This is a genomic window from Pseudomonas sp. LY-1 (assembly GCF_053502595.1).
On record NZ_CP094353.1, the window covers coordinates 6,073,231 to 6,093,411 of the forward strand.

Here is a 20,181-nt window from a genome sequence, read left to right on the forward strand (position 1 = left end):
TCCTCACTGCGGTTTAGGGCTTATCAATGAGACTGGAAAAGCCTCGCCCGGTTCTGGAACAGGTTATCAGTCACGAGAACTATTTTCTTAAGGCAAAAAGAAAGGTTCTTCACGGATTGCCGGGAAAGACGCTCTTGATCTTCATGAAAAAGAATTCGCTGTCCCGGTAACCGTACGCCATTCGTTTGATGACCTTTATTCGATTGTTTATTCCTTCCAACTGACCGGTGTGCATTGGCCAGCGTACCCGGCTCACGATGCCCCGCCAGTAGCCTTTTAGTCGCTTTGCGAACTGGATCAGTGCGGGTATTTCGCTTTCTTGAGCATGACGCAGCCACTGCTTCCAGGCTGATCTCCAGTCCCAGGCATCGCTCGGCGCCCAGAGCATTTTGAGCTCGGCCTTCATCAAGTAGACCGTCATTAACGATTGGTTAGCGGCCAGCAGATCCTGTAAATGAACCTGCTGTTCCGGCTTTTTCAGGTTCTCCGGGTTACGCAATAGCAACCATCGCGCTTGCTTTATGATCTTTCGAGCGGGCTTGTCATGGCGCAATCGGTTCGCCTCGTCAACGCGAACACGATCAATCACTTCTCGGCCATATTTGGCGACCACATGGAAAAGGTCATAAATCACCCGTGCTTTTGGGCAGTGTTGGCGAACCTCCAGGTCATAAGCCGTGTTCATGTCCATCGCTACCGCTTCAATTCGGGCGCACCCTTCTGGCCCCAGCTCTTCGAAAAACGGTCTGACTGCCGCTCGGCTACGGCCTTCGCCGATCCAAAGCACTCGCCGAGTATCAGCGTCCAACACCACGCTGGCGTAGCGATGACCTTTGAATAACGCGAACTCGTCCATTATCAAGCGCCGTGGTTGGGCCTTGGGTAAGGCACTCAACGCCGCTTGCAGAGCGCGCCGCTCCAGCAACCGAACGGTGTCCCAGTGCAGCCCGAACATTTGCGCAACATGCAGTGTAGGAAGGCGTTCGCAGGCTTGAATAACGGCCTCTGCCAGCCGGCGCGTCATGCGGGCATAGCGATCCAGCCAACTGACGACCTCCATGCGCTTGCCACAATCACGGCAACTAACACGCCTGAGCTGCACGTTGAGGCGGACTGCACGACCGAGAATCGGCAAGTCACGCACGACTCGATCGCAGTACTCATGAGTTGTTGAACAGAGCTTTTGGCAGCCACCACAGGTGGGAAATCGCGTGGCCTGGGGGATCAGATCGATTTGAAGGGCATCGCCGTCAGGTTTGATCGCAACGACAGAAAAGCCCTCCCAAAAAGGAAGGAAAGTATTAATATTGCGCATAAGAACGCCGGTTTTTTAGATGTGTTTGCTCGCACGAACATCATCCATCAAATCGGCGTTCTTGTTTCTGTGTTTCCCGGGATTCCGTGAAGAACCAAAAGAAAGGGGCAGCCCGTCGGCCGCCCCTTGAGAACTTCGTCCTGGCTCAACGCTTATGACGTTGGCTCACCTCACGCCGTCTTGTGGACAGTGTGCAGCCTGGAGGCCGGCTCAACCCTGCTGGGGTGGCGGCCGCAGCGGGCCTGATTGGGCGAGCTGCAGTGGACTATGTCCAGGCGGTGATTCTGTTGGTAATCATAGACGCAGCGCCCCGGCAGATGATTGCGAAGATTGCGTCAATAAACAGTGCTTGCGCAATTTTTAACCCTTAAGGGATAATTCACCGCAATAGTTACGACAAAGGCCAGCCCCATGAGCAAACTTGACCGATACGACCTGAGTATTTTGGCGGAATTGCAGCGCGACGCGAGGATCTCCAACCAGGAGTTGGCCGAGCGTATCGGGCTGTCGCCGTCGCCCTGCTCGCGCCGGGTCAAGCAATTGGAGGACGACGGCTACATCGCCCGCCAGGTCGCGCTGCTCGACCGCAAGATGCTCGGCCTGAGCCTCACCGCCTACGTGCTGATCGGCATGGACCGCCACACCCCCGAGCGCTTCGAGAACTTCGAAGCCGCCATCCGCACCCTGCCGCAGGTGCTGGAATGCAGCCTGGTGACCGGGATGGATGCCGACTATCAGTTGAAAGTGGTGGTGCCCGACATGGATCACTACCAGAAGCTGCTGCTGGGCCACCTCACTCGGATCGAAGGCGTGACCAGCGTGCGCTCGAGCTTTGTGCTGAACCAGGTATTGAACAGCACCGAGCTGCCGCTGACCCACCTGCGTACTTGAGATCGGTGACGGTCAAAGGTGGGAGTGGGCTTGCTCCCTCCCACATTCAGCCTGTGTTTCAACCGTGAAGTCTGCCTGCGACGCACCGACGCAGGTCAATGCTCAGCCCGAGCACTGCCGTATACTTCCCGCCTGCCCTGTCGGAAAAATTACCGAATGAACTCGATTGACCCCGCACTATTCGAAGAATGGATGATGACCGGCCTGGTCACGATTCTGATCATTTTCATGGGCTTCATCGTCTGGGACCTGGCGAAGAAATCCAAGGCCGGGCGTTTTGGCTCGTTCATTCTGTTCTTCGTGCTGGGCCTGGGCGTGGCCGCGTTCGTCATCAAGAGCGTGGTGATCGGCCTGATCGAGTCCGGCGCCTTATAAGCGCGCCGGCACGGCCTTCCATTGGCCCTGATCCAGGCCGTCGATGGACCAATCGCCAATCCGCACGCGCACCAGGCGCAAGGTGGGCAACCCCACCGCTGCGGTCATGCGCCGCACCTGGCGGTTTCGCCCCTCACGAATCACCAACTCCAGCCAGTGGGTCGGCACGCTTTTGCGAAAACGCACCGGCGGGTTGCGTGGCCATAACTCAGGCTCGTCCAGTTGCCGGGCTTCGGCGGGCAAGGTCATGCCGTCGTTGAGCTCCACCCCGTCGCGCAGGCGTTGCAGTTGTTCTTCGGTAGGTTCGCCTTCCACCTGCACCCAGTAGGTTTTCGCCAGCTTGTGCTTGGGGTCGGCAATCCGCGCCTGCAATTGACCGTCGTTGGTCAACAGCAGCAGGCCTTCGCTGTCACGGTCCAGGCGGCCCGCCGGGTAGATGCCGGGGATGTCGATAAAATCCTTGAGAGTCGCCCGCCCGCCTTCGTCGCTGAACTGGGTCAGCACGTCGAACGGTTTATTGAACAGGATCAGCTTCGGCTCGGCCGGTGGCGCCTTGGCGACGCGACGGGCTGCGGAATACGGGGCTTTCACGCCAGGGCGACGCGAATCGGGACGGCTGGGACGGGACATGGCGAAGGAACATCTAACGGTCAGGACCGACAATGCTAGTGGCCTGACCGCTAAATGACCATCCCAACCGCTTAGCGGAACGGCGGCTCGTCGAAGCTGCGCAGTTTGCGCGAGTGCAGCGAGTTGAGCTCGGTGCGCAACAGGTCGACCGCCTCGATGCCGATCTTCAAGTGCTGGCTGACCGCCCGCTCATAGAACGCGTTGGCCGAGCCCGGCAGCTTGATCTCACTGTGCAACGGCTTGTCCGAGACACACAGCAACGTGCCGTAGGGCACGCGCAAACGGTAGCCTTGGGCGGCGATGGTGCCGCTTTCCATGTCCACCGCGACGGCGCGGGACAGGTTGATCAGCGGCCGTTCCTGGGCCCAGCGCAGTTCCCAGTTGCGGTCGTCGTAGGTCAGCACGGTGCCGGTGCGCAGGCGCTTTTTCAGCTCTTCGCCTTTTTCGCCGGTGACGTTGGCCGCCGCTTGCTGCAAGGCCATCTGCACTTCGGCCAGGGCCGGGATCGGGATGTTCGGCGGCACTACGCGGTCGAGAATGCCGTCACGGCGCATATAGGCGTGAGCCAGGACATAGTCGCCGATGGTCTGGGATTGGCGCAGGCCGCCGCAGTGGCCGATCATCAGCCAGCAATGCGGACGCAGCACGGCCAGGTGGTCGGTGATGTTCTTGGCGTTGGACGGGCCGACGCCGATGTTGACCAGCGTCACCCCGTGGCCGTCACTGGCCTGCAGGTGGTAGGCCGGCATCTGGTAACGGTGCCAGACCACGCCTGCGGCAATGGCGGACGCTTCGCCGTGGTCCATGCTCTTGTCGATGATCACGTTGCCCGGCAACACCATGCGGATAAAACGCGGGTCGCTGCGCAGTTGCTCCAGGCCATGCACGATGAACTGGTCGACATAACGGTGGTAGTTGGTCAGCAGGATCCACGGCTGTACATGGCGCCAATCGCTGCCGGTGTAATGCACCAGGCGGCGCAGGGAAAAGTCCACGCGGGCCGCGTCGAACAGGGCCAGGGGCAGCGGGTCGGTGTTTTCCCAGTCGTACAGGCCGTCGGCGATGCCATCGGTGGCGGCCGACAGGTCGGTGCTGGGGAACACCCGCGCCAGGGTCGCGGCGGTCACGCCGGAGCCGGCCAGTTCGTCGCCCTGCTCGACCACATACGGGTAAGGAATATTCTGCTGGCTGACGCCGACTTCCACCGTCACGGTGAAGTCGTGCATCAGCGGCACCAATTGCTCCAGCAGGTATTTACGGAATGCCGACGGATGGGTGACGGTGACGCTGTAAGTCCCCGGCAGTTGGACCTTGGCATACGCCCGGGTGGTTTGTGGGACTTCGCCATGGCACTGGTAAGTCAGGCGCAGCTCCGGGTAGCGAAACATCGCACGTTGTTCGGCGTCGGGCTCGACGCGGTCCTTGAGGTATTGCTTGAGGGCCTGATTGAGCGCGCCGGTAGCACGCTCATGCAGAGCCGCCAGCCGGTCCACGGCTTCTTCGGCGGTTTGAACGACAACAAAAGCTTCGGTCACGGTAAGCATCCTGTGTGCTGACTTGCAGACCTTTATCTTGCCTGTATCCCTGTCAGACGCAAACTTTGAATTGGCATGCCTACTCAAGAAGAGTTCAGTCCCTGTGGGAGGCTGGCACACCGCGATCGCAGGCAAGCCAGCTCCCACATGTTGACCGCGTGTATTCAAAGGGCCTGTGGCGTGGACCGCGCGACAATCGCCTCAACATCCACACCGCGTGGCAAGGTGCCATACACGCGCCCCGACGACTGGCCCAAACGACTGGCGATAAACCCATCGCTGACCGCCGCGTTCCCGGCCTCCAGCAACAACTTGGCCTGCAACGCTACGGCAATGTCCTCGGTCAGTTGCCGCGCGCGGTACTGGATATCCTGGGTGTCCATGAACGCCGATTTCAGTTGCTCGACATGCCGCGCCAACTGCCTGTCGCCATGCCCGTCGCCCAGTTCGACGAACAGCGCTTCCAGCACGCCCGGTTCTTTGGACAAGGCGCGCAGCACGTCCAGGCACTGCACATTGCCGGAACCTTCCCACGTCGAATTCACCGGCGCCTCACGATACAAGCGCGGCAGGATACTGTCCTCCACATAACCGGCACCGCCCATGCACTCGGCGGCTTCGTTGATCATCGCCGGCGCGCGCTTGCAGATCCAATACTTGCCCACCGCCGTCACCAGCCGGGAGAACTTGGCTTCCTGCTCATCGCCCAAATGATCGAGGGCGCGGCCCATGCGCAAGCTCAAGGCCAGCGAGGCCTCGCTTTCCAGCGCCAGGTCGGCCAGCACGTTTTGCATCAGCGGCTGCTCGCTGAGTACGCGACCGCCGACCGAACGATGGGCGCAATGATGGCTGGCCTGGGTCAGCGCCTGGCGCATCAAGGCGCTGGAGCCGACCATGCAATCGAAGCGGGTCATGGCGACCATCTCGATGATGGTCGGCACGCCACGGCCTTCTTCGCCGACCATCCAGGCCAGGGCGCCGCGGAACTCGACTTCGCTGGACGCGTTGGAGCAATTGCCGAGTTTATTTTTCAGACGCTGGATATAGAACTGGTTGCGCGTGTCGTCCGGACGGTGCCGAGGCAGTAGGAAGCAGGTGAGGCCCTTGTCGGTCTGGGCCAGGGTGAGGAACGCATCGCACATCGGCGCCGAGCAGAACCACTTGTGCCCCACCAGCTCATAGGCTTGGCCGGGACCGCCCGCGCCCACGGGGTAAGCACGCGTGGTGTTGGCGCGCACGTCGGTGCCGCCCTGTTTCTCGGTCATCGCCATGCCGATGGTGGCACCGGCCTTGTGGGCGATGCCGACGTTGCGCGGGTCGTAATCGGTGCTGAGGATTTTCGGCAGCCAGGTCTGCGCCAGATCCGATTGCAGGCGCAGGGCCGGGACGCAGGCAAAGGTCATGGTCAACGGGCAGCCGGTGCCGGCCTCGGCCTGGCTGTGCAGGTACGTGAGGGCAGCACGGGCCACATGGGCGCCGGATTGTGGATGAGCCCACGGCAGCGACGGCAGGCCATGCTCGACGGCGGTGTGCATCAGCTCATGGTAGGCCGGGTGAAACTCCACCAGGTCGACACGGTGACCATAGCGGTCATGGCTGCTGAACTGTGGCTTGTTCTGGTTCGCCAGGAACCCGGCCGCCATCAGCGGCCCACCGGCCAACGCGCCATAGGCATCGAAGCGCGGTGCTGCCCAGCCGGCGTCGAAGCGGCGCGACCAGTCTTGCAGCGGCACGTCGATGCGGTACAGGTTGATGCCGTCCAGGGAGGGCGGCTGGTTGGTGACGTCGTGGGTTTCGGCGAACTGGTGCAGGTTCATGACGGGCCTCCTGGAAAAAAGGCCACCTGGGGTTGCGGCCCGAATTTCAGTTAAGCACCGTCATCTCGCTTAAAAAAGTGGCATACGCGCCGAATGTCCGGCGCTTTCGCCCTCTGACGGACACAGCAGCCGACGTTCCAGCAGCGCTTGCAGCGCGTCGAAACGTACCGGCTTGACCAGGCGCTCGGTGATGCCGATGCCATGGCAGCGCTCGCGTTCGGGCACATTCAACGTAGTGCTCAGGGCGATCACCGGTAACTCGCCGCAGCCGGGCAACGCGCGAATCTGACAGCACAACGAGAAACCGCCTTCCGGTATATCCAGCAACACTGCGTCGAAGGTTTCCCCCTGCAACGCCGTCAACGCCGCCGGCCCGCTGTCGACGGTTTTCACCCGATAACCGAGCTTGAGCAACATGCCGCGCACCACCAACTGGCCGACGCTGTTGTCGTCCACCAGCAACACCGCACACTGCGCAGGCGTGCGTGCGTGCGCGGGGCTTGCCGGGCGTGGCTCGGGCTGCAGCGGGGTGACCGCCAGTTCCAGCTGAAAACGACTGCCCTTGCGCGGTTCGGAATGATGGGTGAGGCGCCCGCCGAGTAATTCGATCAGTTGCCGGCAGATCGCCAGACCAATCCCCAGGCCGCCGTATTCGCGGGTCGTCGAGCCATCGAGCTGGAAGAACCGCTGGTACAGGGTGGCCTCGTCGAGGAACGCAAAGCCGATGCCCGTGTCGGTGACGATAAAACTCAGGCGCACTGCACCATCGCTCAGGGGCACGCCGACCACCCGCAGACGCACGACGCCTTCGTGGGTGAACTTGAAGGCGTTGTCCAACAGGCAATCCAGGCACTGGCTGAGTTTGTCGGCATCGCCGCGCAGGCGATCGGGCAAGTCGTCGGCGACATCGATGGAAAAGGCCAGGCCTTTGCTCTGGGCGCTGGCGCTGAACTGCTGGCGCAAGGTGTCGAGCACGCCGCGCAGGCTGAACACCTTGGGCTGGGCACTCAGGCGCCCGGCCTGCAACTCGGTGAGGGTGAGGATGCCATTGACCATCCGCATCATGTCCCGCGCCGAGCCGGCGGCGGTTTGCTGGTAGTTCGCCAGGTCGTCGTCCAGAGGCACGGTCTGCATCAACTCCAGGGAGCCGATCACCCCATTCATCGGCGTGCGCAGTTCGTGGGTCAGGGTGGCGAGGAATTCGTCCTTGAGCCGGTTACTGCGGGCCAACTGCTGGTTGAGCACTTCGAGCTTCTGGCTCGCGTCGTAGAGGATCTGCGCCTGTTGCTCGCGCATGGCGTTGATGCGGTCTGCCAGGGCCAGGGACAACAGTGCCACTTCGATCGCCGAGCCGATCTGGCTGGCGTACATGGTGAGGAACACATTCGGCAGGTAACCCAGCACCATCAAGGTGTTGACCACGCCGCCCAGCAGGAACGCCGACCAGGCGATGATGAAATAACGCGCCACCCGCTGGCCGCAGTACCAGGCCTTGATGGCGGCGACGAAGATAGTCACGGTGAACACCAGCGCCAGGCCGGTGGCCAGGCGCAGCGCGAGAGCGTAGCTGGTCATCAGTGAGAGCAGCATCACCACCGCGCCACAGGCCACCAGCGCCAGCAACAGGCGATTGATCCAGCGGCTGTGCTGGGCGGTGTGCAGGAAGCTGCGGGCGAACAAGCTGCCGAACAAGGCCGCCGAGCCGATCATGAACGGTGTTGCGGCATTCGCCCACCAGGGGTTGTTCGGCCAGAAATACTCCACCGCCGCACCGTTCACCGACAGCTGGTACAGACCGAACGAGGCGATATAGAAGATGTAATAAAGGTAGCTGGTGTCGCGCACGCTGAGGTAGATGAACAGGTTGTACACCAGCATCCCCAGCAACACGCCATAGATCAGGCCCAATACATATAGGCGCAGCGGTTGTTGTTCCAGGTAGGCAGTGCTGGACCACAGCGTCAGCGGCGCCTGGATCGAACCTTCGCTTTGCAGGCGCAGGTAGACGGTCTTGGTTTCGCCCGGCGTGAAGTCGACCTTGAACAAGTAGTTGTTCTGGCGAATCTCGCGGCTGGAGAACGCCAAGGCATCCCCGGTGCGGCCGGCCAGGCGATAGTTGCCGGTGCTGTCGGGCAAGTACAGGTCAAGGTGGTCGAGGGGCGGATAGGCCAACTCCAGCAGCCAGGTGCGCTGGGTTTCAGGCGGCTTGGGCTGGTAACGCAGGTTGACCTTGAGCCAGAACACCGAGCGCGAATAGCCGGCGTTGAGGGTGTCTTTGTCGTGGGGCTTGAACTGTGTGGCAGCGGCGGGAGCGCTCACATCGGCGATGGTCAGGGTGTTGGTCGGGTCTTCGAGCACTTGCATGGCCCGGCCCAGCGGCAGGCTTCGAGTGTCTTGGGTGAACTCAATGGCGTCGGCGAGCAGCGGTAGCCCGCACAATAATAAAATCAGCAAATAACGCATAGAGCCCCAGCGTGACCTGTCCGGTCATGTCAAAAAGCCCCCCATTCCTTTTGAGAAGACGTATACCGGCGATACAGTAAGTTGTTTCGAATCACTTTAGCATAGCCGCTAAAGGCCATTAGACACCATTGATATAATTTTTCTAAAGGCTCTAGAACAAGGCTTTCAGCGGACTTCACAACTAAAATCCGATACTAGCAAACAGCCATAATCGCCCATGGTTCCGGGCGAAATTCAGCCATCGCCAGACGGCCACGCCAAAAGCGTTTGGTGGTAAGCTCGCGCACCATGAATATCTACAGCTCTCGCCCCGTTGTCCTCTGTCTCTCCGGCCATGATCCCAGTGGTGGCGCCGGCTTGCAGGCAGATATCGAAGCCCTGCTCGCCCAGGGTTGCCATGCGGCCCCGGCCGTTACCGCGCTGACGGTGCAGAACACCGTCAACGTCAGTGATTTCCGCGTGCTCGACCGCGAGTGGGTGCTGGCCCAGGCCAACGCCGTGCTCAGCGATTCGCCAGTGGCGGCGGTCAAGCTGGGCATGCTCGGCTCCACCGCGATGGTCGACACCGTGGTCGAACTGCTGCAGGCGCACCCGCACCTGCCGGTGGTGTGCGACCCCGTGCTGCGCGCCGGTGGCGGCGGCAGCCTGGGCAAGGACGAAGTCGGCTACGCCATGCGCGAGCGGCTGTTGCCGTTGTCGCTGATCGCCACGCCCAACCTGCCTGAAGCACGCATCCTTGCCGAACTGCCTGAGGGCACGGCGGACGAATGCGCGGAAAAGCTGTTGCCGTTTATCAAGCACCTGCTGATTACCGGCGGCCATGGCGATGAGCACCAAGTCCACAACCGCCTGTACAGCCGCGACGGCACGCGCCAGACCTTTACCTGCCAGCGCCTGCCCGGCAGCTATCACGGTTCGGGGTGTACGCTGGCCAGCGCGCTGGCGGGCCGGATCGCCCAGGGTGAAGGCCTGGTCAGCGCCGTGCAATCGGCCCTCAACTACACTTGGCGCACCCTGCGTGACGCCGAACAACTCGGCCAGGGCCAGTTCGTGCCTCGCCGGCTGCCGCTGGATTTCTGCTCGTAACACCAAGAGGCCTGCCCGATGAAACTACGTGGCCTTTATGCCATTACCGACAGCCAATTATTGGCCGGCAAATTCCTCGCCTACGTCGAAGCGGCGCTGGATGGCGGCGTGACCCTGTTGCAGTACCGTGACAAAAGCAGCGACGAGGCCCGGCGCCTGCGTGAAGCGGAAAAACTCCGCGAATTGTGCTCGCGCTACAAGACCCAACTGATCATCAACGATGACGCCGAACTGGCCGCGCGCCTGGGCGTCGGCGTTCACCTGGGCCAGACCGATGGCCCCCTGACCACGGCCCGTGCGTTGCTGGGCTCCAAGGCGATCATCGGCGCCACCTGCCACAGCCAGATCGAACTGGCCGAACAGGCCGCGAAAGAAGGCGCCAGCTACGTCGCCTTCGGCCGCTTCTTCAACTCCAGCACCAAGCCCGGCGCCCCCGCCGCCAGCCTCGAAATGCTGGCCCAGGCCCGCGCGCGCCTGCAGTTGCCGATCTGCGTGATCGGCGGCGTCACCCTGGAGAATGCCGAACCGCTGGTGGCCCACGGGGCCGACTTGCTCGCCGTGGTACACGGCCTGTTTGGTGCCGACAGCACCCAGGAAGTCACGCGCCGCGCCCGCGCTTTCAACGATCTTCTTAAATCTTCAGTTTAGAGAGCCCGATCATGTCCCGTTCCGAAACCCTGTTTGCCGATGCCCAGAAACACATCCCCGGCGGTGTGAACTCCCCCGTGCGTGCATTCAAGAGCGTCGGCGGCACGCCGCTGTTCTTCAAGCATGCCGAAGGCGCCTACGTCACCGACGAAGACGACAAGCGCTATGTGGACTACGTCGGCTCCTGGGGCCCGATGATCCTCGGCCACAGCCACCCGGACGTACTCGACGCCGTGCGCCAGCAGTTGCAACACGGCCTGTCCTACGGCGCCCCGACCTCGATGGAAACCGAGATGGCCGATCTGGTCTGCTCGATCGTGCCGTCGATGGAGATGGTGCGGATGGTCAGCTCCGGCACCGAAGCCACCATGAGCGCGATTCGCCTGGCCCGCGGTTTCACCGGCCGCGACAGCATCATCAAGTTCGAAGGCTGCTACCACGGTCACTCCGACAGCCTGCTGGTCAAGGCCGGGTCCGGCGCGCTGACCCAGGGCGTGCCAAGCTCGGCCGGTGTGCCGGCAGACTTCGCCAAACACACCCTGACCCTGCCGTTCAACAACATCGCCGCCGTCGAGCAGATGCTCAATGAAGTGGGCCAGGAGGTGGCGTGCATCATCGTCGAGCCGGTCGCTGGCAACATGAACTGCGTACCGCCGGCCCCGGGCTTCCTCGAAGGCCTGCGCGCACAGTGCGACAAGCATGGCGTGGTGCTGATTTTCGACGAAGTGATGACCGGCTTCCGCGTAGCCCTCGGTGGCGCCCAGGCGCATTACGGCGTAACGCCGGACCTGAGCACCTTCGGCAAGATCATCGGTGGCGGCATGCCGGTGGGCTGCTTCGGCGGCAAGCGCGAAATCATGCAATACATCGCGCCGCTGGGCCCGGTGTACCAGGCAGGCACCCTGTCCGGTAACCCGCTGGCCATGGCCGCCGGCCTGACCACTCTGCGCCTGATCAGCCGCCCGGGCTTCCATGCCGAGCTGACCGACTACACCTCCCGCCTGCTCGACGGCCTGCAACAGCGCGCCGATGCCGCCGGCATTCCGTTTGTCACCACGCAAGCAGGCGGCATGTTCGGCCTGTATTTCAGCGGCGCCGACGATATCGTCACCTTTGAGGACGTGATGGGCAGCGACGCCGGCCTGTTCAAGCGCTTCTTCCACCTGATGCTGGACGGCGGCGTTTACCTGGCACCGAGCGCCTTTGAAGCCGGCTTCACCTCGATCGCCCATGGCGACGCCGAGTTGAAACTGAGCCTGGATGCTGCCGAGCGCGCCTTCGCCGCCCTGAAATAACCGGCACAGCATTCTGACGTCGCCCCCCGGCGGCGTCAGATTTGCTACTTTGCTTACAGACTTTTCCTGGTTTTCTCGAGAAATCACCTGCAATCCGGCAGATAACTTGCCCAACCGGCAGAAAAACGAGTAAAGACTTTGTAAGCAGAGGTCTGCTTATTTCATAATGCGCGCTTATTGGACCCCCGAGGGTCCGCGTGCCCCGTCAGAGGTAAGTCGATTCCCATGAAACGCACCGGCCGCACCCTGGTCCTGGGCTGCCTGTTGCTCCTTCAGCCGCTGCTGGCACATGCACAAGCAGGCGGCAACTCGTTGTTAATCCCAGCGATGGGTCGTTGCACCCTCAATACCCAGCCAGACAGCCAGGCCGAAGCCCTGAGCGCGTGCCAGAAACAGGCCGACGGCGGGGATGCGCAGGCGCAATACGAGTTGGGCGAGTACTACCACGACGGCAAGAACCCCGCGCGCGACCTCAACAAAGCGTTGAACTACTTCGAAAAAGCCTCGCTGCAGGGCCACGCCCAGGCGCAATTCCAGTTGGGCACCATGTTCTTCAAAGGCGAAGGGGTGCCGGCCAATAACGTCCAGGCGTATATCGTGCTGAAAATGGCCGCGGTCAACGGCGCCGAAGACGCGCTGGACACCGCCGACGAAGTTGCCGAACACATGCAGCGCGATGAACTGGAACTGGCGACCCAGGTGCTGGGCCAGATCTTCCGCAATTATCTGCAGGAACTGCAGAGTGCGGATGGGCGCTCGCCGTTCTCGCCCCTGCCCTGATCGACCGGTGACGAGGGAGCCAGCGCCCTCGCTACAAACGCCCTACTTCTCTGGCATCGGCATCGGAAACGGCATGACATTGCTCGTGCCACGCGCTTCGCTGATCTTCGGCGTGCCCAGGCGCTCGACTTCATCGATACGCACGATCGAATGCATCGGCACAAAACTGCGCACCACGCCTTCGAACTGGGCCTTGAGTTTTTCCTCGCCCGGGTCGACGACCAGCTGTGTGCGCTCGCCAAAGACGAACTCTTCCACTTCCAGGAAGCCCCACAGATCACTTTGATAGATCTGCTTGGCGTACATTTCGAACACCTGGCCCTGGTTGAGGAAAATCACCTTATAGATTGGAGCTTCACGTTTGGTCATGGTGGGCGGGGAACACATCGGGGATATAAAAGAGGGCGCGAACTATAGCATGGCACCCGATGCACAGTGCTAGGAACCGATGGACATGACCCCTATAATGCGCGGTTCTTTACCACCAGTTGACGATTCCCATGGCCAAGAAGCTCTACATTGAAACCCACGGTTGCCAGATGAACGAGTACGACAGCTCGCGCATGGTCGATCTGCTGGGTGAACATCAGGCCCTGGAAGTCACCGCCCGCGCCGAAGATGCCGACGTGATCCTGCTCAATACCTGCTCGATCCGCGAACGGGCACAGGACCGCGTGTATTCGCAGCTGGGCCGCTGGCGTGAATTGAAACTGGCCAACCCGGAGATGGTCATTGCCGTCGGCGGCTGCGTCGCCAGCCAGGAAGGCGCAGCCATCCGCGACCGTGCGCCCTACGTGGACGTGGTCTTCGGCCCGCAAACCTTGCACCGCCTGCCGGAAATGATCGACGCCGCACGCCTCACCAAGCTGCCCCAGGTCGACGTCTCGTTCCCGGAAATCGAAAAATTCGACCATTTGCCCGAGCCGCGCATCGATGGGCCGAGCGCCTACGTGTCGGTGATGGAAGGTTGCAGCAAGTACTGCACCTTCTGCGTGGTGCCCTACACCCGTGGTGAAGAAGTCAGCCGGCCGTTTGACGATGTAATGTCAGAAATCATCCACCTGGCCGAAAACGGCGTGCGTGAAGTGACCCTGCTGGGCCAGAACGTCAACGGCTATCGCGGCCAGACCCACGACGGGCGCCTGGCCGACCTCGCGGAGCTGATCCGGGTTGTCGCCGCGGTGGATGGCATCGAGCGCATTCGCTACACCACCTCGCACCCGCTGGAGTTCTCCGACAGCCTGATCCAGGCCCACGCCGAAGTGCCGGAACTGGTCAAGCACCTGCACTTGCCGGTGCAATCGGGTTCAGACCGCATCCTGTCGGCGATGAAACGCAACCACACCGCCCTGGAATACAAATCCAAACTGCGCAAATTACGCGCGGCAGTGCCGGGCATCTGCATCAGTTCGGACTTTATCGTCGGCTTCCCCGGCGAGACCGAGAAAGACTTCCAGCAGACCATGAAGCTGATTGAAGACGTCGGTTTCGACTTTTCCTACTCGTTTGTCTACAGCCAGCGCCCCGGCACGCCTGCCGCCGACCTGCTGGACGAGACCCCGGAAGAGCTGAAAAAAGAGCGCCTGAACGCCCTGCAACATCGCCTGAACCAGCAGGGGTTCGAGATCAGTCGACAAATGGTCGGGTCCACCCAGCGCATCCTGGTCACCGACTACTCGAAAAAAGACCCGGGCGAACTGCAAGGGCGCACCGAGAACAACCGCATCGTCAACTTCCGTTGCGACAACCCGACCCTGATCGGCCAGTTCGCCGATGTCCACATCGATGCGGCGCAACCGCACTCGTTGCGCGGCTCGCTGGTGTAATAAATGTGCGAGGGGGCTTGCCCCCGATTGCGGTACATCAGCAGCACATGAGCTGCCTGACACTCCGCTATCGGGGGCAAGCCCCCTCCCACACTGGATCGGGTTGGATAAGTGCTTTCGCACACTGGCGCGTGGCGTTATCCTCTCTTTCACCTCAACAGCCAAAGGGCGGCTAAAAGCGACCTTGAACGCACCCATCGAACCCCATCGTTTTCTCCTCGAGCCGTTTGAGGCTCGCCGTTTCGCCAATTTGTGCGGACAGTTCGACGAGCACCTGCGCCTGATCGAACAACGCCTGAGCATCGAGATCCGCAACCGCGGCAATCAATTCGAGCTGATTGGTGAACCCCAACACACCACGTCTGCAGAAAACCTGCTCCGCCGCCTCTACCGCGAAACCAAGGGTAGTGAGCTGTCGCCGGAAACGGTCCACCTGTACCTGCAGGAATCGGCCGTGGAAGACCTGGCCAACAACCCGGTGGCCGAAGCCAGCGTGGCCTTGCGCACCAAAAAGGGCATGATTCGCCCACGCGGCTTGAATCAGCAGCGCTACGTCAAAGAAATCCTCGGTAACGATATCAACTTCGGCATCGGCCCCGCCGGTACCGGCAAGACCTACCTGGCCGTGGCCTGTGCCGTCGACGCCCTGGAGCGCGAGCAAGTGCGCCGCATCCTGCTGGTGCGCCCGGCGGTCGAAGCCGGCGAAAAGCTCGGCTTCCTGCCCGGCGACCTGGCCCAGAAGATCGACCCGTACCTGCGCCCGCTCTACGACGCGCTCTACGAGATGCTCGGCTTTGAATACGTGGCCAAGCTCATCGAGCGCCAGGTGATCGAGATCGCCCCGCTCGCCTACATGCGCGGCCGGACGCTGAACAACAGCTTCATCATTCTCGACGAAAGCCAGAACACCACCGTCGAACAGATGAAAATGTTCCTCACCCGTATCGGTTTCGGCTCCACCGCCGTGATCACCGGCGACGTCACCCAGGTCGACCTGCCCAAGGGCACCAAGTCGGGCCTGGCCCAGGTGATCGAGGTGCTCAAAGACGTGCCGGGGATCAGCTTCACGCACTTCATGCCCAAGGACGTCGTCCGCCACCCGCTGGTCCAGCGCATTGTCGAAGCCTACGAGCGCTTCGAGCACCGCGACGACGCCCCGGCCAAGGACACCCGCCGCGATGCTTGAGCTTGACCTGCAACTGGCAACCGACGCGCCCGCCCCCAGTGAAGAGCAGTTCCGTCAATGGTGCGCCCTGGCCCTGCGCCAGCGCACCGCCGACTCGGAGCTGACCATCCGCCTGGTGGACGAACCCGAAGGCCGCGAACTGAATCACACCTGGCGCCAGAAGGATTACGCGACCAACGTGCTGTCCTTCCCCGCCGACGTACCCGACGAACTGCTGGATATCCCGTTGCTGGGCGACCTGGTGATCTGCGTCGAAGTCGTCGAGCGTGAGGCGCAGGAACAAGGCAAGGCCCTTGAAGCCCATTGGGCTCATCTGGTCATCCACGGCTGCTTGCATCTGTTGGGTTACGACCATATAGACGATGACGAAGCCGAAGAAATGGAAGCACTGGAACGATCGTTGCTTGCAGAATTGGGTCACCCCGATCCGTATGCAGATGACGAAAACTGATCAACACTCAACTGAAACATCAAAGGATTTAGAGTAATCGCTATGAGCGAAGACCGATCGAGCAACGGGCAAAAGTCATGGCTGGGTAAACTGACCCAGGCTTTTGCCCACGAGCCGAAAAACCGCCAGGAGCTGCTGGAACTGCTGCGCGAGGCCCATCAGAACAAGTTGCTGGACAGCGAAGCGCTGGCCATCGTCGAAGGCGCCATCCAGGTGGCTGACCTGCAAGTTCGGGACATCATGGTCCCGCGTTCGCAGATGATCAGCATCAAGGCGCCCCAGACCCCACGGGAATTCCTCCCGGCCGTGATCGACTCGGCGCACTCGCGCTACCCGGTGATCGGCGAAAGCCATGACGACGTCATGGGTGTCCTGTTGGCCAAGGACTTGCTGCCGCTGATCCTCAAGGAGAACGGCGACAGCTTCAACATCAAGGACCTGCTGCGTCCGGCCACCTTCGTCCCCGAATCCAAGCGCCTGAATGTGCTGCTGCGCGAGTTTCGCGCCAACCACAACCACATGGCCATCGTGATTGACGAATACGGCGGCGTCGCTGGCCTGGTGACCATCGAAGACGTGCTGGAACAGATCGTCGGCGATATCGAAGACGAGCACGACGTCGAAGAAGACAGCTACATCAAGCCGCTGCCGAGCGGTGATTTTCTGATCAAGGCGTTGACGCCGATCGAAAACTTCAACGAGTTCTTCGACAGCGAATTCTCCGACGACGAGTTCGACACCGTCGGCGGCCTGGTGATGAGTGCGTTCGGGCACCTGCCCAAGCGTAACGAGACCACCGAGATCGGCGCTTATCGCTTCCGCATCCTGAATGCCGACAGCCGCCGGATTCATCTGATTCGCCTGACACCTATTGCCCGTTAAGGACTGACATGCGCCGTTTCATCGCACCCGGCTGGCCCGGCAACTTGTTGGCCGTGGTGGCTGGCGCCATCACCACCCTGGCGCTGGCGCCATTCGATCTGTGGCCGCTTGCGTTGGTCGCGGCCGGATTGTTCTATATCGGGCTGCGCGAGCTGTCCCCACGCCAGGCCCTCGGCCGTGGCTGGTGTTTCGGTTTCGGCCTGTTTGGCGCCGGCACCAGCTGGATCTACTACAGCATCCACCACTTCGGCGGCGCTTCGGTGTTGCTGGCTGGCTTGCTGATGCTGGCGTTCACCGCCGCCATTGCCTTGTTCTTCGCCCTGCCCGCCTGGTTGTGGGCGCGCTGGCTGCGGCGCAATGAAGCGCCACTGGCCGATGCCCTGACGTTTGCGGCGCTGTGGGTCGGCCAGGAAGCGTTCCGGGGCTGGTTCCTGACCGGTTTTCCCTGGTTGTACTCCGGTTACAGCCAACTTGACGGCCCCCTCACCGGCCTCGCGCCGCTGGGTGGGATGTGGCTGATTTCCTTCGCCCTGGCCTTGACCGCCGCCCTGCTGTGCAACCTGCCGCGCCTGCTGGCGACCCAGCGCAACGCCTTCATCGGCGCTGGCCTGTTGCTGCTGGTGGCGCCCTGGGCCATCGGCCTGGCCCTCAAGCATCACGCCTGGACCTCTCCGTCCGGCGACCCGCTGAGCGTGGCGGCGATCCAGGGTAACGTCGAACAAAGCATGAAGTGGGACCCCGAGCAGCTCAATGCACAACTGGCGCTGTACCGCGACATGAGCTTCAGCTCCAAGCGGGTCGACCTGCTGATATGGCCGGAAACGGCCGTGCCGGTGCTCAAGGAGTCCGTCGAGGGCTACCTCGGGATGATGGGCAAGTTCGCCGCCGAACGGCACACCGCGCTGATTACCGGCGTGCCGATTCGCCAGGAAGTGCATCACCAGAAGCGCTACTACAACGGCATCACCGTCGTGGGCGAAGGTGACGGCACCTACCTCAAGCAGAAGCTGGTGCCCTTCGGCGAGTACGTGCCGCTGCAGGACATGCTGCGCGGCTTGATTGCCTTCTTCGACCTGCCCATGTCGGACTTCGCCCGCGGCCCGTCCGACCAGGCGATGCTACAGGCCAAGGGCTATCAGATTGCGCCGTTCATTTGCTATGAAGTGGTCTACCCGGAATTCGCCGCCAGCCTCTCGGCCCAGAGCGACTTGCTGCTGACCATCAGCAACGACACCTGGTTCGGCACCTCCATCGGCCCCTTGCAGCACCTGCAAATGGCGCAGATGCGTGCGCTGGAAGCCGGCCGCTGGATGATCCGCGCCACCAACAACGGCGTGACCGGGCTGATCAACCCGTATGGGCAGATCACCGCGCAGATCCCGCAGTTCGAGCGCGGCATCCTCTATGGCGAAGTGGTGCCGATGCACAACCTCACGCCGTACCTGCAATGGCGTTCGTGGCCGCTGATCGTGGTGTGCCTGGTGTTGTTTGGCTGGGCGCTGCTGGCCGGCCGAATGTCCAAAACCGTCTAACAGAATCAAACCGAACCCAATGTGGGAGGGGGCTTGCCCCCGATAGCAGTGTGTCAGTCAGTAGATTTGATACTGATACACCGCAATCGGGGGCAAGCCCCCTCCCACATTTTGATTTGCGGTGCTATCGGTAGAACAACCGATACCCCACCTGCCCCACCGCCTCATTGAGCAACTGCCCGCTCTGCCACACCGACTTGAACTCCGGCATCCAACCACCCAGCGGCCGCGCGTTATCCTCGCCGAGGAAGCCGACCGGCGCCGGCACCACGCTGAAACCGGCTTTTTCAAAGCTCCAGACCGCACGCGGCATATGCCAGGCCTGGGTCACCACCACGACGCGCTTGATCCCTTCGGGCAACAGAATCTCGGCACTCATCTGCGCATTTTCCCAGGTGGTGCGGCTGCGCTCTTCCTTCCAGCGCACCGCCACATCGAAGTCGTCCCGCATCGATACCGCCATCAACTCAGCTTCGCTGGGCGGTGTGCCGTAATGCAAACCGCCGCTGGTCAGCACCGGCAGCCCGGAGGCCTTGGCCAATCGCGCGGCGTAGCGCTGACGCTCCAGCCCGATGCCGGTTGGCTGGTCCGAACCCCAGGCCGGGTCGCCACGCTCGCGCCCCGAACCCAGCACCACAATGGCATCGGCGCGCCGGGCCAGGCTCGACCAGTCCTCCCGGGCCAACGGCGGCGCCGTCTCCAGGGCGCGCGCTCCCCACTGCACCATGATCGGCAGGCTCATCAGCCACATCCCGCCCAGGCCGAGGGCAAAGCAGCAGCCGGCCAGGCGCGGGCGGCTGCGGCGAAACCACCAGGCAAGGGCCAGCAACAGCAAGAGAATGCCGGGCGGCAACAGCAGTTGTTTGATGAAATAACGAATAGGCATCGAGCATCTCCATAGATGCCCGAAGCCTAAGGTGTAACGGGGTTTAGCGACAATCTTTACAAGAACGAAGCAGAGTCAGCGATGATCAGGAAACTAAGGGGCATGTATTACTTGAACCGCACGGACCGATGTTTTTCCGGACCGCGAGCGGCTGACACATCCTTGAGCCACACCACCTTGGCCGACCGCACGGGCTCGTTGGGCGGCGTGCTCGCCACGCCGGTAAAAGCCGAACGTTCGTTCCTTGCCAGGTAAGCCTTGATCAGTTCCAGCTCCGCGTGGCTCAAGCCTCGCAGTTCCAACTCGACGGGCTGCTCATCACGCAATCGACCCGCCGTACTTGCTGCATCCAATGCACGACCCAAACGGTCGATGAGTCCTTGGTACACATCCGGTTTAGATAACATTCGCTGCGATTCCACCATCCCCTCACCTCATTGAAGATAAGACTCACTCCCCAATAAACAGCGTAGCCCCCATGGCTGCGCCTGCCCGGCGCCGCGACAGACGGCCTCGACCGCGCAATCAGGGTTTCCCTCGATAGAGTGGGGTCATGTATGCTACGGCGCTTCCTGTAACTCCA

The 20,181-nt window shown here is 61.8% G+C and carries 19 protein-coding genes; 11 read left to right on the forward strand and 8 right to left on the reverse strand.

Annotated features, from left to right (window positions below):
- Positions 1-109 precede the first annotated feature (109 nt).
- Entirely contained in the window at positions 110-1,315 is a 1,206-nt protein-coding gene (locus MOQ67_RS27890; protein ID WP_026139890.1) for an ISL3 family transposase, read from the reverse strand.
- 411 nt (positions 1,316-1,726) lie between these two features.
- On the opposite strand from MOQ67_RS27890, the gene MOQ67_RS27895 reads away from it, so the two are divergent.
- Positions 1,727-2,206: an Lrp/AsnC family transcriptional regulator gene (locus MOQ67_RS27895; protein WP_003194418.1), complete on the forward strand. Its 480-nt coding sequence runs from the start codon at positions 1,727-1,729 to the stop codon at positions 2,204-2,206.
- 165 nt (positions 2,207-2,371) lie between these two features.
- Positions 2,372-2,581, forward strand: a complete 210-nt coding sequence (locus tag MOQ67_RS27900; protein ID WP_026140189.1) for a DUF2788 domain-containing protein — start codon at positions 2,372-2,374, stop codon at positions 2,579-2,581.
- On the opposite strand, the gene MOQ67_RS27905 is transcribed toward MOQ67_RS27900, so the two are convergent.
- From MOQ67_RS27905 to MOQ67_RS27920, 4 genes are all read right to left on the reverse strand, one after another.
- Positions 2,576-3,211 carry a pseudouridine synthase gene (locus tag MOQ67_RS27905; RefSeq protein ID WP_017848317.1) on the reverse strand — a complete coding sequence of 212 codons (636 nt, stop codon included), beginning with the start codon at positions 3,209-3,211 and terminating at the stop codon, positions 2,576-2,578. The genes MOQ67_RS27900 and MOQ67_RS27905 overlap by 6 nt on opposite strands.
- A gap of 71 nt (positions 3,212-3,282) precedes the next feature.
- On the reverse strand, positions 3,283-4,755 hold the full coding sequence (gene amn, locus MOQ67_RS27910; protein ID WP_162231494.1) for an AMP nucleosidase: 1,473 nt from the start codon (positions 4,753-4,755) through the stop codon (positions 3,283-3,285).
- Between the two features lie 155 nt (positions 4,756-4,910).
- On the reverse strand, positions 4,911-6,563 hold the full coding sequence (locus tag MOQ67_RS27915) for an acyl-CoA dehydrogenase family protein (protein ID WP_126588950.1): 1,653 nt from the start codon (positions 6,561-6,563) through the stop codon (positions 4,911-4,913).
- Between the two features lie 69 nt (positions 6,564-6,632).
- Positions 6,633-9,026 carry a hybrid sensor histidine kinase/response regulator gene (locus MOQ67_RS27920; RefSeq protein ID WP_126588951.1) on the reverse strand — a complete coding sequence of 798 codons (2,394 nt, stop codon included), beginning with the start codon at positions 9,024-9,026 and terminating at the stop codon, positions 6,633-6,635.
- 288 nt (positions 9,027-9,314) lie between these two features.
- On the opposite strand from MOQ67_RS27920, the gene MOQ67_RS27925 reads away from it, so the two are divergent.
- From MOQ67_RS27925 to MOQ67_RS27940, 4 genes are all read left to right on the forward strand, one after another.
- Positions 9,315-10,112: a hydroxymethylpyrimidine/phosphomethylpyrimidine kinase gene (locus MOQ67_RS27925; RefSeq protein WP_026140190.1), complete on the forward strand. Its 798-nt coding sequence runs from the start codon at positions 9,315-9,317 to the stop codon at positions 10,110-10,112.
- Positions 10,113-10,130: 18 nt separating this feature from the next.
- Entirely contained in the window at positions 10,131-10,760 is a 630-nt protein-coding gene (gene thiE / locus MOQ67_RS27930) for a thiamine phosphate synthase (RefSeq protein WP_017848322.1), read from the forward strand.
- Positions 10,761-10,771: 11 nt separating this feature from the next.
- Positions 10,772-12,055 (forward strand): glutamate-1-semialdehyde 2,1-aminomutase, encoded by a 1,284-nt coding sequence (gene hemL / locus MOQ67_RS27935; protein ID WP_046482400.1) that lies wholly within the window; start codon positions 10,772-10,774, stop codon positions 12,053-12,055.
- A gap of 225 nt (positions 12,056-12,280) precedes the next feature.
- The gene (locus MOQ67_RS27940; RefSeq protein ID WP_017848324.1) at positions 12,281-12,835 is read left to right on the forward strand and encodes a tetratricopeptide repeat protein; all 555 of its coding nucleotides are present in this window, start codon (positions 12,281-12,283) and stop codon (positions 12,833-12,835) included.
- Between the two features lie 42 nt (positions 12,836-12,877).
- Here MOQ67_RS27940 and MOQ67_RS27945 read toward each other — a convergent pair whose 3' ends face one another.
- A complete protein-coding gene (locus MOQ67_RS27945) occupies positions 12,878-13,204 on the reverse strand; it encodes a DUF1820 family protein (protein WP_003194436.1) in 327 nt (108 codons plus the stop codon).
- Between the two features lie 131 nt (positions 13,205-13,335).
- Between MOQ67_RS27945 and miaB the strand changes: the two genes are divergently transcribed.
- The 5 genes from miaB to lnt all read left to right on the forward strand — a co-directional run bounded on the left by miaB (position 13,336) and on the right by lnt (position 18,712).
- Complete coding sequence (gene miaB / locus MOQ67_RS27950) at positions 13,336-14,661, forward strand: tRNA (N6-isopentenyl adenosine(37)-C2)-methylthiotransferase MiaB (RefSeq protein ID WP_017848325.1); 1,326 nt, start codon at positions 13,336-13,338, stop codon at positions 14,659-14,661.
- 184 nt (positions 14,662-14,845) lie between these two features.
- Positions 14,846-15,847, forward strand: a complete 1,002-nt coding sequence (locus tag MOQ67_RS27955) for a PhoH family protein (RefSeq protein ID WP_017848326.1) — start codon at positions 14,846-14,848, stop codon at positions 15,845-15,847.
- On the forward strand, positions 15,840-16,298 hold the full coding sequence (gene ybeY / locus MOQ67_RS27960; protein WP_017848327.1) for an rRNA maturation RNase YbeY: 459 nt from the start codon (positions 15,840-15,842) through the stop codon (positions 16,296-16,298). The genes MOQ67_RS27955 and ybeY overlap by 8 nt, the downstream gene beginning before the upstream one ends.
- 42 nt (positions 16,299-16,340) lie before the next feature.
- Positions 16,341-17,180 (forward strand): HlyC/CorC family transporter, encoded by an 840-nt coding sequence (locus MOQ67_RS27965; protein ID WP_017848328.1) that lies wholly within the window; start codon positions 16,341-16,343, stop codon positions 17,178-17,180.
- A gap of 8 nt (positions 17,181-17,188) precedes the next feature.
- Positions 17,189-18,712 carry an apolipoprotein N-acyltransferase gene (gene lnt, locus MOQ67_RS27970; RefSeq protein ID WP_017848329.1) on the forward strand — a complete coding sequence of 508 codons (1,524 nt, stop codon included), beginning with the start codon at positions 17,189-17,191 and terminating at the stop codon, positions 18,710-18,712.
- A 124-nt stretch (positions 18,713-18,836) separates the two neighbouring features.
- Here lnt and MOQ67_RS27975 read toward each other — a convergent pair whose 3' ends face one another.
- Entirely contained in the window at positions 18,837-19,598 is a 762-nt protein-coding gene (locus tag MOQ67_RS27975; RefSeq protein WP_079444780.1) for a YdcF family protein, read from the reverse strand.
- A gap of 107 nt (positions 19,599-19,705) precedes the next feature.
- Positions 19,706-20,023, reverse strand: coding sequence for a hypothetical protein (locus tag MOQ67_RS27980; protein WP_046381934.1), 318 nt, complete (start codon positions 20,021-20,023; stop codon positions 19,706-19,708).
- Positions 20,024-20,181 lie beyond the last annotated feature (158 nt).

What these genes read in the sequence shown, in the direction of transcription:
- thiE (WP_017848322.1), top strand. Translation starts at nt 10,131, where the DNA reads ATGAAACTACGTGGCCTTTATGCCATTACCGACAGCCAATTATTGGCC.
- MOQ67_RS27915 (WP_126588950.1), bottom strand. Translation starts at nt 6,563, where the DNA reads ATGAACCTGCACCAGTTCGCCGAAACCCACGACGTCACCAACCAGCCG.
- MOQ67_RS27895 (WP_003194418.1), top strand. Translation starts at nt 1,727, where the DNA reads ATGAGCAAACTTGACCGATACGACCTGAGTATTTTGGCGGAATTGCAG.
- ybeY (WP_017848327.1), top strand. Translation starts at nt 15,840, where the DNA reads ATGCTTGAGCTTGACCTGCAACTGGCAACCGACGCGCCCGCCCCCAGT.
- MOQ67_RS27905 (WP_017848317.1), bottom strand. Translation starts at nt 3,211, where the DNA reads ATGTCCCGTCCCAGCCGTCCCGATTCGCGTCGCCCTGGCGTGAAAGCC.
- MOQ67_RS27975 (WP_079444780.1), bottom strand. Translation starts at nt 19,598, where the DNA reads ATGCCTATTCGTTATTTCATCAAACAACTGCTGTTGCCGCCCGGCATT.
- MOQ67_RS27980 (WP_046381934.1), bottom strand. Translation starts at nt 20,023, where the DNA reads ATGGTGGAATCGCAGCGAATGTTATCTAAACCGGATGTGTACCAAGGA.
- amn (WP_162231494.1), bottom strand. Translation starts at nt 4,755, where the DNA reads ATGCTTACCGTGACCGAAGCTTTTGTTGTCGTTCAAACCGCCGAAGAA.
- lnt (WP_017848329.1), top strand. Translation starts at nt 17,189, where the DNA reads ATGCGCCGTTTCATCGCACCCGGCTGGCCCGGCAACTTGTTGGCCGTG.
- MOQ67_RS27965 (WP_017848328.1), top strand. Translation starts at nt 16,341, where the DNA reads ATGAGCGAAGACCGATCGAGCAACGGGCAAAAGTCATGGCTGGGTAAA.
- MOQ67_RS27920 (WP_126588951.1), bottom strand. Translation starts at nt 9,026, where the DNA reads ATGCGTTATTTGCTGATTTTATTATTGTGCGGGCTACCGCTGCTCGCC.
- miaB (WP_017848325.1), top strand. Translation starts at nt 13,336, where the DNA reads ATGGCCAAGAAGCTCTACATTGAAACCCACGGTTGCCAGATGAACGAG.
- MOQ67_RS27940 (WP_017848324.1), top strand. Translation starts at nt 12,281, where the DNA reads ATGAAACGCACCGGCCGCACCCTGGTCCTGGGCTGCCTGTTGCTCCTT.
- MOQ67_RS27925 (WP_026140190.1), top strand. Translation starts at nt 9,315, where the DNA reads ATGAATATCTACAGCTCTCGCCCCGTTGTCCTCTGTCTCTCCGGCCAT.
- MOQ67_RS27890 (WP_026139890.1), bottom strand. Translation starts at nt 1,315, where the DNA reads ATGCGCAATATTAATACTTTCCTTCCTTTTTGGGAGGGCTTTTCTGTC.
- MOQ67_RS27945 (WP_003194436.1), bottom strand. Translation starts at nt 13,204, where the DNA reads ATGACCAAACGTGAAGCTCCAATCTATAAGGTGATTTTCCTCAACCAG.
- hemL (WP_046482400.1), top strand. Translation starts at nt 10,772, where the DNA reads ATGTCCCGTTCCGAAACCCTGTTTGCCGATGCCCAGAAACACATCCCC.